At 61.5% G+C, this 15,225-nt stretch carries 10 protein-coding genes; 4 read left to right on the forward strand and 6 right to left on the reverse strand.

All coding sequences use genetic code 11. The annotated features are described in order from the left end of the window. The first annotated feature begins 102 nt into the window (after window positions 1-102). On the forward strand, window positions 103-795 hold the full coding sequence (locus tag HDC30_RS03620) for a GNAT family N-acetyltransferase (protein ID WP_183780836.1): 693 nt from the start codon (window positions 103-105) through the stop codon (window positions 793-795). A gap of 152 nt (window positions 796-947) precedes the next feature. On the opposite strand, the gene HDC30_RS03625 is transcribed toward HDC30_RS03620, so the two are convergent. Next, the gene (locus tag HDC30_RS03625) at window positions 948-1,745 is read right to left on the reverse strand and encodes a class I SAM-dependent methyltransferase (protein WP_183780839.1); all 798 of its coding nucleotides are present in this window, start codon (window positions 1,743-1,745) and stop codon (window positions 948-950) included. Between the two features lie 259 nt (window positions 1,746-2,004). On the opposite strand from HDC30_RS03625, the gene HDC30_RS03630 reads away from it, so the two are divergent. Beyond that, the gene (locus HDC30_RS03630) at window positions 2,005-2,352 is read left to right on the forward strand and encodes a hypothetical protein (protein ID WP_064588140.1); all 348 of its coding nucleotides are present in this window, start codon (window positions 2,005-2,007) and stop codon (window positions 2,350-2,352) included. 158 nt (window positions 2,353-2,510) lie between these two features. Here the strand turns inward: HDC30_RS03630 and HDC30_RS03635 are convergent, their stop codons facing one another. The 5 genes from HDC30_RS03635 to HDC30_RS03655 all read right to left on the reverse strand — a co-directional run bounded on the left by HDC30_RS03635 (window position 2,511) and on the right by HDC30_RS03655 (window position 11,128). Further along, the gene (locus HDC30_RS03635) at window positions 2,511-3,941 is read right to left on the reverse strand and encodes a sigma-54 dependent transcriptional regulator (RefSeq protein WP_064588141.1); all 1,431 of its coding nucleotides are present in this window, start codon (window positions 3,939-3,941) and stop codon (window positions 2,511-2,513) included. Further along, window positions 3,910-5,403 carry a HAMP domain-containing sensor histidine kinase gene (locus HDC30_RS03640; protein ID WP_183780842.1) on the reverse strand — a complete coding sequence of 498 codons (1,494 nt, stop codon included), beginning with the start codon at window positions 5,401-5,403 and terminating at the stop codon, window positions 3,910-3,912. Before HDC30_RS03640 ends, HDC30_RS03635 begins: the two co-directional genes overlap by 32 nt. Before the next feature lie 94 nt (window positions 5,404-5,497). Beyond that, window positions 5,498-6,598, reverse strand: coding sequence for an SCO family protein (locus HDC30_RS03645; RefSeq protein ID WP_183780845.1), 1,101 nt, complete (start codon window positions 6,596-6,598; stop codon window positions 5,498-5,500). Further along, window positions 6,595-9,402 carry a multicopper oxidase domain-containing protein gene (locus tag HDC30_RS03650; RefSeq protein WP_183780861.1) on the reverse strand — a complete coding sequence of 936 codons (2,808 nt, stop codon included), beginning with the start codon at window positions 9,400-9,402 and terminating at the stop codon, window positions 6,595-6,597. The genes HDC30_RS03645 and HDC30_RS03650 overlap by 4 nt, the downstream gene beginning before the upstream one ends. 277 nt (window positions 9,403-9,679) lie before the next feature. Next, window positions 9,680-11,128, reverse strand: coding sequence for a sensor histidine kinase (locus HDC30_RS03655; protein WP_183780864.1), 1,449 nt, complete (start codon window positions 11,126-11,128; stop codon window positions 9,680-9,682). A gap of 426 nt (window positions 11,129-11,554) precedes the next feature. Here HDC30_RS03655 and HDC30_RS03660 point away from each other — a divergent pair, with 426 nt between their 5' ends. Both HDC30_RS03660 and HDC30_RS03665 read left to right on the forward strand, forming a co-directional pair. Beyond that, entirely contained in the window at window positions 11,555-12,901 is a 1,347-nt protein-coding gene (locus HDC30_RS03660; RefSeq protein ID WP_183780866.1) for a hypothetical protein, read from the forward strand. A 35-nt stretch (window positions 12,902-12,936) separates the two neighbouring features. Next, window positions 12,937-15,171 carry an Ig-like domain-containing protein gene (locus HDC30_RS03665; protein ID WP_183780869.1) on the forward strand — a complete coding sequence of 745 codons (2,235 nt, stop codon included), beginning with the start codon at window positions 12,937-12,939 and terminating at the stop codon, window positions 15,169-15,171. The last annotated feature ends 54 nt before the right edge of the window (window positions 15,172-15,225 follow it).

The following is a 15,225-nucleotide window of genomic DNA, read 5'->3' on the forward strand; positions in this document are numbered from 1 at the left end:
CGCAATACTTTCGAAGATGGCGCTTCGAAACGGCATTGCAGGTGTGATCTATACCCACAAAAGCAACATCCACTACACCGGGCCTCGGCCACGGAGGGCAACATGAGTGTTATCGAAAAACTGCGCGAACGCATTCGTCAAAAGGGCCTCGGCCGACTCTTCGCCACCCTGTGGAAGCGCTACGTGTTCTTTCACTGGGAGCTGCTGTGGATGGAGCGCGATCTGGTCTCCCCGGTACCGCCACACAAGCTGCGCCCGTACGAAGGCTTGCGCAAAGTCGATATCACACCGCACAACACCGGGGCCTTCGCCAAGCACTTCGGCGACCGCGTCGAAACCATGGCCGAACTCGCCGCCGAGGGCCACACCGGGCACATGTACCTTGATGCCGACGGTCACGCGGTGGCGTTCATCTGGGGCAGTATTCGCGACTACCACGACCGCCACTATTACGGCTGCTGGTTCCCGGTCAAACCCGGTGAGTTCTTCGAATTCGGCGGCGAAATGGCCCGGCCGTATTTCGGCACCAGCCTGTCGGTGGACGTACAAGTCGCCCTCTGGGAAGCCATGGCCGCCCAGGGCTGCCACACCGTCGTGGACACCTGCGAAACCCGCAACATCCCGGCGATGAAACTGCACCTGCGCATGGGCTACCACGAACAGGGACGCATCACCCACGTCTACGGCCTGTTCGGCCGCTGGCGCTTCTATCGCGAAAGCCACTACGAAGGCTCACGCCTGGAAAAGCTACGCAAACCGGAGCGGTCGGTGGTGAGTGCGGTGACGCAGGCTTGACTCAATCTGAGGATTTGTGACGTCTTCAGGCCGCCATCGCTGGCAAGCCAGCTCCCACAGGGTTTTGAGTTGTACCGGTTATTTCTGTATGACACAAAATCCTGTGGGAGCTGGCTTGCCAGCGATGAGGCCAGTGGCAACGACGATGAATTTCAAATCTTGGTGGCGACCAAGGTAAAACACATCGGCATCTGCGCCTCTTGATTCAAATACCGGTCATACACTTCTTCCCGATTCGAATGCGCATATTCCTTGAAATGCGCGATGTTCAGCCCGGCCGCGATGGCGCCGCTGAAAATGGCGCCGAGGGTGTGCACGAACCAGTAGGACTTGGCGGCCTGCTGCTCGACCTTGCCGACGTAGACGATCGGCTCTTGCTGCACGAATGGCTCGGCGCGGAAGTAGGAGCTGGCGAGGCGGTACGGGTCTTCGGCGTCGGGGTCGACCATTTCCAGAAACGGATGGGTTTCGTAGATCACCAGTTTGCCGCCCGGCTTCAGGGTCAACGCCACGTGGCGAAAGAACTCGCCGATGTCCGGCATCCAGTTGAGAACGCCGATGGTGATCAGCGCCACATCAAAACGGTTCTGCAAAGACGTCGGCAAATGATGGATATCGCTTTCGATGAACTCGGCGTTGTGCGGTGAACGCTGGTTCAGCTCGCGGGCCTGTTCGAGAAATGCCGCCGATTGATCGACACCGACCACGTTTCTGGCACCGAGCGCAAACAGAGAGAGACTCTCACGGCCGTTGTTGCAGCCCAGTTGAATCACCTCCTTACCGTCAACCTCCAGCAACCCGCTCAGGGTCTCATCAAGACAAGAGAAATCCGCCTGCGCGACTTCGCTGAGCAGCGCCCGCCAGTCAGGCGAATCCTGATGATGGCGGGCGGAATCGTTCCACGCCTGTCGATTGCTCTCGATAGCGGTTTTATTATTGGGCACTTCCATGGCGCACTCCGGACGAGGCTCGTGATTGAGCGGCCCCGAGTCTAGATCAGCCCGGCAATTGCGGTTGTTGCAAACTTGTAAGCCAATTCGTGTAGGAGCTGCCGAAGGCTGCGATCTTTTGATCTTGTTTTTAAGGATCAAGATCAAAAGATCGCAGCCTTCGGCAGCTCCTACAGGGATCCGATGTGGATCGAGCGTTGGGGGGCGTGGGCAGCTATAGTTAATAGCCTTGGGGAAAACCGCACTCGCAGGTGCCGCCATGCAAATGCTCGACCGGCTGTTGTTGACCGGCTGTCTGCTCGCTGCCACACAGGCGCAAGCGCTGGACAGCAATTTTGTTTACTACGGGCCCAACCAGCCCTTCGCCCACCCTGCTCCGTATTCACTGCAGGCCACGCCGCCGAGGCCTTACGAGGATACGGCGCCACAGGATTTCGTGGTGATCCCGGGCGGCAAAGAGTTCTCCGACTCGCAATTGCCGACGGTGGCGGATGCGACGGTACGGGTGTTTATCCGCACTTACGATGCCGAGCGCGGGATCTATGTGAATGACGAGGTGCTGGATCCGACTTGCGTGCTGGAGTGCCTGAGCCGGCAGCAGCATTGATCCTGATTACCAAGTATTAACCAGACGCCACAAAACCCTGTGGGAGCGGGCTTGCCCGCGATGGCGTCCTGTCAGCCGATCCATCTGGTGACTGACACTGCCTCATCGCGGGCAAGCCCGCTCCCACAGGGTTTTGGGTGTCCAGGCGGTCACCACTTTTACCACTGGCGTTTGTCCGGGCGCGCGAGGCCGAGCTTTTCGATGCGGTAGCGCAGCATGTCGCGGCTCAGGCCCAGCAGGCGCGCGGACTTGGTGACATTCCAGTCGGTCTTGTCGAGCATCTTGCGCACCATGTCGCGCTCGACTTCCGGCAGATTCATCGATTCGGTGTTGCTCGCCGGCCGGGGTTCGTAGTGCATCGGGGTTTCATGAATATGCAGCGGCGGTTCGTCGACCAGGCTCATGCATACGTTGAGTTGATGCGCGGCAATCGTGTCGCTCGGTGCCAGCAGCACGGTTTGCTCGAGCATGTTGCGCAGCTCGCGCACATTGCCCGGCCAGGTGTAACTGAGCAGCAGCTCTTCGGCCTGCTGACTGAAATGCAGGTTCGGTTTGCCATAGCGTTTGCCGTGGCTGGCGAGAAAGTGCCGCGCCAGCAGCAAGATATCGTCGCCACGGGCATACAACCGCGGCACTTTGATCGAGATGATTCGCAGACGGAAAAACAGATCACGACGGAATTTGCCCTGCTGGACCATCTGCTCAAGGTTGCAGTTGGTCGCACTGATCACCCGCAGATTGACCTTGCGCTCCTTCACCGAACCGACCCGGCGAATCGTCCGGTCTTCCAGAAGCTTCAAAAGCTTGGCCTGCAAAAGCAGATCCATTTCGCCGATCTCATCGAGAAACAGCGTGCCGCCGTCCGCCGCTTCCACCAGCCCGACACGACGATCCTTGGCATCGGTAAACGCACCTTTCTCATGCCCGAACAGCTCTGACTCGACCAAGTTCGACGGGATCGACGCGCAGTTGAATTCAATAAACGGGCCTTTGCTCCGTGGCCCATCGAAATGCAGCGCGCGCGCCACCAGTTCCTTGCCGGTGCCGGTCTCGCCTTCGACTAAAACCGGCGGCAGATCGGTGTTGGCCATGCGTCGCTCGGCGTCGAGCAACTGGCCGATGGTATTTTTCAGGTACTGCATCGGCGCCGAGTCGCCGATCAGCGCCTGCACCCCGGATTTCTGCGCCTCGCGGTCCTGATAGAACGACAACGTGCGTTCCATACGTTCGGTGGCCAAGGCCTTGTCGAGCAGCAGTTTCAGCTCCGGCAGCGCCACCGGTTTGGTGACGTAATGAAAGGCGCCCTCCTTCATCGCCACCACGGCATCTTCGACGTTGCCGTAGCCGGTCATCATGATCACTTTCAGATCCGGCGCGCTGATGCGCAGCTTCTGGATCAGGTCGTGACCACTCATGCCCGGCAGCGAGTTGTCAGTCAGCACAATGTCGGGCATGAAGGTTTCCAGTTGCCCCAACGCGTCTTCGGCCGAATGGCAGACCGTCACCTCGAAGTCCTTGCGCTCCAGGTAGGTCTGAATATTTTCGGCCAGCAGTTCGTCATCCTCGACCAGCAGAATGCTGTGTTCCATATTCCCCTCCCGATGCCACTTTGAAGTTGAGACTGACGCGGGTTCCTTCCTGCTCGCGGCTGGTCAGCACGACCGAACCTTCGAAACGCTCCATGATGCGTTTGACCAACGCCAGGCCAACCCCGAGGCCGCCCTGTTTGGTGGTGAAAAACGGTTTGAACACCAACAGTTGTTGCTGCGCGCTCATGCCCTTGCCGGTGTCACTCACGGTCAGGCGCACGCTGTCAGGCTGCGGCGATTCGAATTCGACGCTGAGCACACCGCCCTTGGGCATGGCTTCCAGGGCATTGGCAAACAGGCTATTGAGGATTTGTGTGAGCAACACCTTCTGGCTGACCACCAGCGCGCAATTCTGCGGTGTGAAGCGCACTTCGACGTTGCAGCGTTTGATCAATGCTTCGAAGGCGCCAACGGTGTCTTCGACCGCCATCACCAGGTCCACCGCCTCGCCGTCGTCGTTCATCGGCCGCAGCGACACCAGCAACTCGCGGACCCAGCGCGACATGCGATCAACCTGGCTGATGATGTCGCCGATGTTGCGTTGCGCGCCGGGGCTGGCGACTTCCTGGGCCAGTTCGGCGCTGGAACGGATGGTCGCCAGCGGATTGCGCAGGCTGTGCGCCACCGCCGAGGACATTTCGCCGAGGGCGACAAAAGTTTCATTGCTGATCAACTGTTGCTGTTGGCTCTGCAGCAGCTTCGCCGCGCGGCGGACGATCCAGAACAACGCCAGAAAAATCGCCGCACCGCCGAAACACGTGGCGGCCCAGATCGAGGCAAATCCACGGTCGATGCGGTCGACCAGATCCGCCGGCTCTTTGTAGATTTCGACCATGGCAACGACTTTACTTTTGTCGGCGTTGAACATCGGGATGTAGTTCTCGATGAACAAATACTTCGGTTCGCGCAGTAACTGCTGCTCGGGTTTCTCATCGTCAATCTTGTGATAACTGGAGGACACCGCGACTTTCATCTCGAACGATTCGTCGAGTTCGTCGTCATCCTCGAATTTGATCCCGATCAGTTCGGGATTGGTCGACCAGATCACCGTGCGGTCCAGTGCATACACCGTGGCCAGGAGAACGTCGGGCAGATGTTCGACATGGTCAAGAAACTCGGCGCGGGCCGCTGCATGGGCAACGGGATCGACATCTGGAAAGTTGTCGTCCTGACGCGGATCGAGCATTTCGCCCATGGTCCGCGCCGGGGTGATGCCGGCGTGGCGTATTTCCGCCGAGCCGATGGCTTGAACGAATTGTGCGGTCAGCAAGGCGTCGCGCTCGACACTTTCGGTGACGACAAAGCGCGTCGAGATGTACCCCAGCCCCACTGCCACGGCGGCGATGATGAAAAAGCTCGCGAGCGAGAACCAGCGCAGCAGATTGAACCGTTCGCGCCAACTTTTGCCCATTGCTGCCGGCGTGTCCGGCGCAGGGGATTTTTGTGCTTCCAGTCGCTGCATGGGAGTGCCCTGGAGGTTTTGTATCGAGCCAGTTACAGCCATCAGTGTAGGTGGCTCTGACCGCGACACACGGTTCAATGATGCTATTTCGCCGCTACCGCATCTGACTCACCGTCGCGGCTGGATCGCCCGGTTTTACTGGCGTCAAAGCACCGTCGGCCACAGCCGTGGTGGACGGTTGCTGGCGCTCAGTTTCATCGCTGAGGAAGTCGATGATTGACTGCGCAGACTGTTCGTCGAGGCGCAGATTGGGCATCGGGATTCGCTCGAATTGTTCGTAGAGTTGCAAGGCAATCGGGTCTTTTTCCGCGAGCAGGCGATCCGGTTCGCGGATCCAGCGATTCAGCCACTTGGGATCGCGGTTGCGGGTCACGCCGATCAGATCCGGGCCGATGCTGCGCATGCCAAGGCCCTGGCCATCCTGCGGGCCTAGGCTGTGGCACGAGGCGCAGCGCGTGCGGAACAATTCTTCGCCATTGCTCGGCGGACGAATGTCCGGTGCGTTGGCGTAACTTTCTTCGATGCTCGGCTGTTTCCAGTTCTGCAAAGTGTTGGCCAGTTGGTCGGCGAGGATCCACGGATTCTCGAATGGCGAGGCTTTCATCCAGCGCCCGGTGGTCTGGTTGCCGACGATCAGGCTGAGGTTGTGATCCTTGCTGCGGCCGTTGTCGACGCCTTCAATGAACAGCCCGAGTTTCTTGCGCAAATCGGTGACATCGGCGAATTCGCCAGTGAGAAACTTCCAGCCGGGGCCGACCTTGAAGCGCTGCGCATAGGCCTTGAGCACTTCGGGGGTGTCGCTGAGCGGGTCGATGCTGATCGAGTAGAAGAAAATGTCCTGGCCGACCCGATCTCCGAGCAGTTTTTGCACTTGGCGCAGGCGCGCGGTTTCCAAGGGGCAGGAATCGCTGCACGAAGTGAAGATGAAGTTGATCACCACCACCTTGTCTTTAACCAGATCATCGAAGAAATGCACCTGCCGACCGTCCTGATCGGTCAGCACGGTGTCGGGGAAATAGTCGCCACCCCACGGGGTGGCAGATTCGCTGGTCGCTGCTGCGTCGACGCTGGCCTGGTGCGCCAGCAGCACACGGCTGCCGAGCACGCAGACCACCAGCACCAGCACCAGGTGCATTCCCAGCGCCCGGGAGCGCGGGGTATGCACGGGTTGGCTGTCACCGTGGCGGCGGTTCATGGCTTGACCACCACTTGCGGGCCGTAACCGTCGCCATTGCGGAAGGTTGGCAGCGCGGCGGAGTTGACGTAGCGCACACCGTCCCAGCTCGGCAGAGGCGTCGGCATCAACTGCAGTTGCCCGGGTTTCTCCAGGTCCCAACGCAGCAGCATCGAGTTGTCTTCATGCTGGGTGTTGTGACAGTGCTCCATGTACGTCCCGGCGAACTCGCGGAAGTTGATCGCCATTTCGACGTTGTCCAGGCCATCGGCTTCGGAACCGATCCGGTAGACGTCCTTGCGCGCCCATTTCTCCCATTCCGGTGGTGCCTTGCCGCCGCGACTGAGGATGATCCCTTCTTCGAAGTGCACGTGCACCGGATGGCTCCAGCCCTTGCCGCCGGCCTTTATGTTCCACACCTCCAGCGTGCCGAACCCGGTGACACCGGCATCGGTCGGGCCGCTGGACAGCTGGGTCGAGGCGTTCAGGCGCCGTGGATCCATGTGGTAGCCAAAGCCACCATCGGTCTTGACCGTCCACGGTGCTTCATCGGTGCCGTCGGCGCGGCCAAAGGTGAAGGTGCGGTGACGAGCCTTGGCCAGCAGCGCTTTATCGGCAGCGTTGTCGCGGTGAATTTTCAGCGGGATCATCACCAGCCCTTCAGCCTTGCCCGGTTTGGCCGGTTCGTAGGCCGCCGGGTTCATCGCCAGATCCTGGCCGGTGTAGGCCTTGACGTTGAGCTGCAAGACCTTGCCCACCGCCGGATCGCCCTTGTCCCACTGCGGGCCCTTGCTGGTTTGCTTGATCACCGGCAGGTATTTCTCCGAGAGCACGTCCGCCAGCGGGATCACTTCTTTCGGGCCTTTGCCGTCGTCCTGCGCCTGCAGGTTGAGGAAGAACAGCTTGTCGCCAGGCTTGATGCCGTTTTTCGAGAAGTTGACGATGATGTCGAAGCGCTCGGCGATGCCTTGTGTCGGCAGGATCGCGTTGTGGTTCTGTTTATCGCCGTCGGCGTCGAGGTCCATGCTGCCGTCGAACGGTACGCTGTGTTCCATGATGTTGCCGTCGTTGGCGATCATGTGGAACGGCACGCGGCTGTAGGTCACGCCCGAGTTTTTCGGCCCCTGGAACTCTCCGCCACTGCCTTTGATTTCCCGCACCAGCGCCAGTTTGAAGTAGCGCGACACCGAGCCGTTGAGAATGCGGAAGCGATAGCTGCGTGCGCGCACGTCGAGGGTCGGTTTCCACTGCCAGTTGACCAGCACCTGATCGCCAATAAAGCCATCGGTGTTGAACGGGTTGAACCACAACTGACCTTCCTGATCCCACGCTTTGTCGGCGAACACCAGGTTGACGTCGTAGTCACGGTTGCCCCACGGCAAGGCGCTGCCGCTGGGGAAGCGCAGGTTGACGCCGTCGTTGACCGACTCGTTGCCGCGATCCAGCGCGCTGTAGTAGTTCATCATCGCCGCGTTGCCCTTGTAGACATTCTGCGCGGTGAAATCGAGCATGTGGTCGTGGAACCAGTGGGTGCTCATGGTTTCGCGCCAGTCGCCCCGGATCTTGATGGTGCCGTTATTACAGGTCTTCTTCGCCGGGGTCAGATCGTTGACCCACAGGGTCTCGCCCGGTGCGCAGGGGAACGCAGCGCGCGGGTCTTCGGCCTTGGTGTTGATGCTGTCGTAACCGGCGAGCTGGATCGGCCAGCGGTAATCGTAGTACTGGCCAGGAAAGAAGAACGCGTTGGCATAGCCATCGCTTTCTGCCGGCGCGTGACCGTTGTGCTCGTGGGTGCTGATGGTGTGCAGGCCGAAACCGCGGTTGGCCGACGGGTCGATCGGCAAGCCGTTGTAGTGGCGCATCATCACCGGTTGGCCGTAGCGCACCATCAACAGTTTCGGCGGCAGCGTGCCGTCGAAGGTCCATACCGCGTTGTGGTTCTGCACGGGCATGTTTGGGTGGAAGCGCGGGTCGACGCCTTTGGCGGTGCCATCGGTCGCCGGTACACCGGCGACGTTGTGGTACAGACCGCCGGGGCCGAACTCGCCCATGGCGTAGCCGTGCATTTGCCGACTGTCACGCAGGCCGCCGTTGAGGCGCGCGCCGGTCTGCACGGTTTTGTAGGCGACTTGTGGGTAGAACTCGTTCCAGCGCTGGTGCGACCAGCCTTTTCCTGGCGGCCGTCCTTCAGCGGAGGAGCCAATGTGGCGGTTGAGGAACACTTCGATCTGCGCCTGCCACGGGTTGCGATCGACCACGTTTGAGAACTGACTGGGAAACGGCGTCAGCCCCGGTTGACGCAAGAACGCGTCGAGCACCGTGCCGGGTGGCGCACTGCGAGCGATGTTGTTCGGGTCCTGCGCGGGTGCCGGGCCAATCGCAACCGGCGGAAAGGGCAACGGCGCGGCCGGGGTGGTCGGGTCGAGTTTTTCCGGGCCGAATTCCTCGAACAGCAGCAACTGCTGGCTGAACGGCTGTGCGCCATAGAGCGGGCTGGGTTTGCCGTTGGTGGGGTAGTTGAAACTGGTCTGCACGGTGGGCGGTAGAACGTTTTCGGTGCGGGTCGAGTCCCGCGTACCTTTGACCCCGTCGGGCAAATCGAAGGAATCTTCGTTGGCCTCGGGCATGGTCAGGATGGCGTTGAGTGCGCTCGGTTCATCCGCCGGCTCGTCGTAGTACGCCGACGGGTCGGAGGTTTCTGGCTGTCGCTCGTCATCGATCGGACTGGCATGAACGCCGGCCATGGTGCTGAGGGTCAACATCAGAAAGACGCTCAGTGGCGTCAACCGGAAGGTATTGCTTGGGTCACGCGTTGCTCTGTCCATCACCAGCCGCCTCATCAAGGAAGGGGTGATGGTGTTTAGCAACTAGTGCGCCAAGAATTTATTTCCAGTTGTTACAGGGGCTTGGGGACGCTGTGGGTTCCCCCACTCCCCGGTGACCGGGGCTTGACACCCATTGATGGGGGAAGTTCATAAATTTTTGCGGCGTTTATAAACCTGTGTAGGAGCTGCCGAAGGCTGCGATCTTTTGATCTTGGTTTTTAAGATCAAGATCAAAAGATCGCAGCCTTCGGCAGCTCCTACAGGGGGAAAGTGTGAATCAGGGAACCCGTTGAAAGGCCAGGCGAACGGTAGTGCCCTCGCCTTCGCGGCTGTCGAGGGTCACGCCGCCGCCAAAGCGTTCCATGATGCGTTTGACCAGCACCAGACCAACGCCCAAGCCACCTGATTTGGTGGTGAAAAACGGCCGGAACGCCATGGTCCGTTGTTCTTCGTTCATGCCTTTACCGGTGTCGCTGAGCACCACACACACGCCGCGGTCGTCGCTCGGTTCCAGGCTGACGGTCAACGTGCCGCCCTTGTCCATCGCCTCCAGTGCATTGGCCAGCAGGCTATTGAGGATCTGCGTCAGTTGCACCGGCTGACTGAGCACCATCGGCGTGTGCTGCGGATGAAACACCACTGTCACCCCGGCCCTGGCGATCTGTTGTTCGAAGGCGACGAGGCTTTCGTGCAACGCGGCCACCAGGTTCACCGGTTCCGGGTCATCGTTGAGCGGACGCAACGACTGCAGCAGTTCGCGCACCCATTTCGACATGCGGTCGACCTGGCCGATGATGTCCTTGATGTTCTTTTCGGCCGGGCCGGCATCGAACTCCAGCGCCAGTTCGGCACTGGAGCGGATGGTCGCCAACGGGTTGCGCAGGCTATGCGCGACAGCTGAGGACATCTCGCCCAGCGCAACAAAGGTTTCATTGGCGATCAGTTGTTTTTGCTGGGCGGCGAGCAGGATCGCCGCGCGCCGCACGATCCAGTACAGGCCCAGATAAATCAGCCCGCCGCCGAGCGCAGTGGCCAGCCAGATCAAGGCCAAACCGCGCTCCATGCGCGCGATCAGGTCTTTGGGTTCCTTGTAGATCTCGACCATCGCTGTGACGTTCTTGCCCTCGGCGTCGAACAGCGGAATGTAATTTTCGATAAAGATGTAATCCGGCGGGATGACGAACTTCTGCTCTTCCCGGGCCTTGTCGACGTCGTGGTAGCTGGCCGACACGGGAATCTTTTCATTGAAGGCGCGATCGAGGTCTTCGTCGGCGTGAATGCTGGTACCGACCAGCGCCGGATTGGTTGACCAGATCACCTGCCGGTCCGGCGCGTAAATATTGGCGAGGATCACGTCCGGCAGGTGTTCGATGTGGTCGAGAAATTCACCGCGCGCCCCTGCCCTGGCCTGTGGGTCGACATCGGGAAAGTCCTTGTCCTGACGCGGGTCGAGCAGTTCGCCCATCGTGCGGATATTGGGAATCGACACGTGGCGCACTTCGGCGGACGCGATGGCCTGGATGAACTGCGCGGTGAGCAAGGCATCGCGCTGCACGCTCTCATCGATCACGAAACGCGTTGAAACAGAGCCAAGTGCGATGGCCACGGTGCCGATCACCGCCATGCTGATCAGCGAAAACCAGCGCAGCAGGTTGAACGGTTGCTTGTGCGAGCCCAACCGTAGATTGCCCTCCTCGACCGGTAGCGATTTCGACTGCATGTTCATGGCGGCGACTTCCCGATACGTCCCTATAGGGTTATAGCCCACGGGTGGGGGTTTGCCCGGATGCGGGGAAATCGACCCGATAGCACACCTCCCAAACCCACTCCAGATACCTGTAGGAGCTGTCGAGTGAAACGAGGCTGCGATCTTTTGATCCTGCTTTTGTGAATCAAGATCAAAAGATCGCAGCCTGCGGCAGCTCCTACAGGGGTTCTGCGTACGACGGGCCATTAAGAGCATCCCCACCGTCCCCGATTCTGGGGAATGACGCCCTTTCCCCGCAGGCCACAACCTTCGCCAAAACGCCCGCCAAACCCTCTAAACCGGCCCTCTCCCGCCCATTCACCACACCTTGGCATGGAAGGTGTACAGGCCCTCTGCAACTGACCCACCCCCAAGGGGCAGGTACTTTGATAGAGGGATTAACTCATGCACCCTTTACTGTCCAAAACCGCGACCGTCCTGGTCGTGAGCGCCCTGGCCCAGGGCATTGCCCAGGCCGCTTTGTTTGCTGTTGACCCCGGTCCTTATGCGGCGGCCAACGGCGGTTTCGCCAGCTGGTATCAGGACACCCACGGTCGCACTCTGGATCTGTGCCTGTCCAAAGCGCTCAGCTCGCGCGTGCCGAGCACACCGGGCGCGCCTTCGTATATGTGCTCGTTGCTGCCGACTCCTGGCGTGTTCGACGACACCCAGCCGATCGTCTTCCCGAGCAACTTTCCCGATGAAGCGTTCTGGTTTACCGGCGAGACCACCCTCGTTGACGCCGCGCGCGGAATCGACCTGACTTACGTCAGCGCCGTCGAAGCCGCGTTCGCTGCCGAAGAGCCCGTCGAGGGCGATCAAGTCAGCTTCGCGCGGATCCGCATTCGCGTCGATGTGCCCACCGCCGGCACCTACGTCATCACCCACCCGTACGGCGTCGATGTGTTCAACATCGACACCCCCGGTCGCCGCGCGATCAACATGACACGTGACATCGGCATCGGCACGCCGAAAACCTATGACGGCGCGCTCAAGGGTGACATCGGCCCGTTCCTGCGCAGCGTCAACGGCCCGTACACCGAAACCAACCCGGTCACCGGCGCCGCCGAACAATTTGTCGGCGACCCGAACCTCTCCGAAGCGGTGACCGGCAGCCCGTTCAATACCAACTTCGTGCGCATCGAAGGCCCGAACGGGCTGGACTTGCGCACCACCGCATTCGCCGTCTCCGGCAAATTGTCGACCGTGGTTCGACCCACGCCGATGATCACCCAGCGCAGCACTTACTCGCGCAAAGCGGGGACCAGCGCGCCGGTGGCTCAGCAGGACGTATTCGTCCTCGCACCACCAGCCCCCGGCACCGTCGCGGTGACCAGTTTCACCCCGGTGCTGAACATGACCGAAGCCAACTCCACCGGCGCCTGGTACGCGCAATCGTCGGCCAACCCGAGCGTGCCGAGCGTGCTGCAAGTGACCGCCGACAACCACCTGGCCATCGCCAGCAGCACGCCGACTACCCTGCCCATGACCCTGACCGACCTGGTGGTGATCCAGAGCGCCCAATACAGCTTGAGCTCCGGACAACTGACCGTAGTGGCCTCGACCAGTGACGAAACCTCGCCCCCCGTACTCACCGCCACCTCCGGCAGCGGCGCCGCCATCGGTGCGCTGAGCGGCGACGGCGCGCTGAAAAGCCTGGCCACCGGGATCTCGCCGATACCGCCAGCCAAGGTTCGCGTGACGTCGTCCAACGGCGGCAGCGATACCGAAGAAGTGGTCATCGTGCAATGAACGCTCACATGCCCAGATCCGCATCAGGAGGCATCATGAACAAGTGGCCACGCTTTGCGCTCAACGCGCTCGGGCTCGCTCTCTCGCTGACCGGCAGTGCCTATGCGCAACTCGCCGCCGTCGACCCCGGCCCCTACACCTTCGCCACCGGGAAATTCCCGCTGTGGTATCAGGACAGCAATCAACTGTCGATGGAACTCTGCCAGTCGCGCGCCGCCAGCTCGCGGGTAGCGGCCAGCACCCCACCGGCCTACATGTGCACCCTGCTGCCGGAACCGGGCATCTTCGATGACAGCCTGCCCATGGTGTTCCCGGACAACTGGCCGCCGGAAGCCTTCTGGTTTCTCGCCGAAACCACGATCCCCAACAACGGCGCCGGCTTTGGCATGGACGCTTATGTCGCCGGGATCGAAGCGGCGTTTGCCTCGGAAAACCCGACGGATGGCGATCAGCAAAGCTTCGCGCGGGTCCGCATCCGGGTGAACGTCCCCGTGGCCGGTACCTACACCATCACTCACCCGTATGGTGTGGAAACGGTCAACGTCACCACCCCCGGGCGCCGCGCGATCAACATCACCAAAGACATCGGCATCGGTGCGCCGGGCGATTTCAGCGGCACGCTCAACGGCGCCATCGGGCCGTTCCTGCGCAGCATCAATGGCCCATACACCGAAGTGAACCCGGACACCGGCGGCGTCGAAACCTTCGTCGGCGACCCGAACCTCACCGAAGCGGTGACCGGCAGCCCGTTCGACACCAACTTCGTACGCATCGTCGGGCCGTCCGGCGCCGGTACGATCCAGACCAACCTGTTCACCGTCGCCGGCAAGGTGCTCGACAGCCGTCAGCAAACCCACGTCGACATCGACCGCGCCACCTATCGCCGCACCTCGGCCGGGGTGCGTGCCGAAGTGTTCGCCAAGGCTGACAGCAGCTCGACCCTGTGTTTCCGTGAAACCGTGGCGCTGCTCCCCGGCCCACCGCCAACGCCTTGCCAGACCAGCCTGACCGGTGACAACACCGGCCTGTTCTTCGGCCAGCGCCTGGGCAGCGGTGCCGTGCCGCCCGTCGTGGTGGTGACTGCGACCAACCCGGCCGGCACCACACGTCCGACCTCTGTGTCGGCCAAGCTCACCGACGTGGTGAAAGTGCAGACCGCGCGTTACAGCTGGGCCAATCACAGCCTGCTGATCGAAGCGACATCGACCGATGAAGTGGCAGTTCCGGACATGGTTGCCCAAGGCTACGGACGCCTGTCGAAGACCGGCACCCTGCAGCGCATTACCGTCGCCGACCTGACTCAGCCACCGGCCACCATCACGGTGAAATCCGCCGCCGGTGGCAGCGACACCGAGCCCGTTGTTGTCGTCGGCACCGCACCGGACACCGGCGCCAACCAGGCGCCAATCGCCAACGCCGACACCGGCAGCACCAGCTTCGGCGTGCCGGTGACCGTCAACCTGCTGGCCAACGACAGCGATCCGGACGGCAACACGCCGCTGAGCATCACCGCATTGACTCAACCGCCAGCCGGCCAAGGCACCGTCGTGCTCAGTGGCACCACAGCCGTGGTCTACACCCCGCCAGCGGTGGTCAACGCGCCACTGACCACAACCTTCACCTACAAAGCGCAGGACGCCAAAGGCCTGGCCTCGGCCAATCCGGCCACCGTGACCATCACCGTCGCCCCGAACCAGGCGCCGACCGCCGTCGCCGACAGCATCGCTACGGCTGGCCTGACCGTGCCGATCAGCGTGCTGGCCAACGACACCGATCCGGAAGGCAACGTGCCGCTGGCCGTGGCCAGTGTCACCCAACCGGCACTCGGTCGCGGCAGTGTCACCACCGACGGTACCGTGGTCACTTACACCCCACCAGCCGTCATCCTGACCGCCTTCACCACGACCTTTACCTACGTCGCCCGGGACAGCTTCGGCGCCCTGTCGACACCGGCCACGGTCACCGTGCAGGTGTCGCCAAGAGCGCCAGCGGAGAACTTCGCCGTCACCACCGCCACCGTGACCGCACGGGCCGGTAATCGCTTCACCTGGGACTTCTCGGGAACGTCCTCGGTGATCCTCGGCAACACCGTCACCGTGCAGGTCACCACACCGACCGGACTGGTGACCCTCGGCACCACGACCGTGCCACTGACCGGTCGCTGGAGACTGACCGTCACCAACACCACCGTGGTGCCGTCGGCCAACCCGACCGCAACGATCCGCACGACGCCTGGCACCGTGCGCACCGTCCCGGTCACCGTGCAGTAACCCTCCGCCCCCACCACCCGGTCATCGCGACCGGGCCGGTGGGCCAGTTTTCAT

This window comes from Pseudomonas sp. JAI115 (assembly GCF_014200835.1).
Classification (GTDB): Bacteria; Pseudomonadota; Gammaproteobacteria; order Pseudomonadales; family Pseudomonadaceae; genus Aquipseudomonas; species Aquipseudomonas putida_A.

Excerpts from the sequence above, each read along its gene's own strand:
- HDC30_RS03630 (WP_064588140.1), top strand. The coding sequence starts at position 2,005 with ATGCAAATGCTCGACCGGCTGTTGTTGACCGGCTGTCTGCTCGCTGCC.
- HDC30_RS03620 (WP_183780836.1), top strand. The coding sequence starts at position 103 with ATGAGTGTTATCGAAAAACTGCGCGAACGCATTCGTCAAAAGGGCCTC.
- HDC30_RS03635 (WP_064588141.1), bottom strand. The coding sequence starts at position 3,941 with ATGGAACACAGCATTCTGCTGGTCGAGGATGACGAACTGCTGGCCGAA.
- HDC30_RS03625 (WP_183780839.1), bottom strand. The coding sequence starts at position 1,745 with ATGGAAGTGCCCAATAATAAAACCGCTATCGAGAGCAATCGACAGGCG.
- HDC30_RS03645 (WP_183780845.1), bottom strand. The coding sequence starts at position 6,598 with ATGAACCGCCGCCACGGTGACAGCCAACCCGTGCATACCCCGCGCTCC.
- HDC30_RS03660 (WP_183780866.1), top strand. The coding sequence starts at position 11,555 with ATGCACCCTTTACTGTCCAAAACCGCGACCGTCCTGGTCGTGAGCGCC.
- HDC30_RS03640 (WP_183780842.1), bottom strand. The coding sequence starts at position 5,403 with ATGCAGCGACTGGAAGCACAAAAATCCCCTGCGCCGGACACGCCGGCA.
- HDC30_RS03650 (WP_183780861.1), bottom strand. The coding sequence starts at position 9,402 with ATGGACAGAGCAACGCGTGACCCAAGCAATACCTTCCGGTTGACGCCA.
- HDC30_RS03665 (WP_183780869.1), top strand. The coding sequence starts at position 12,937 with ATGAACAAGTGGCCACGCTTTGCGCTCAACGCGCTCGGGCTCGCTCTC.
- HDC30_RS03655 (WP_183780864.1), bottom strand. The coding sequence starts at position 11,128 with ATGAACATGCAGTCGAAATCGCTACCGGTCGAGGAGGGCAATCTACGG.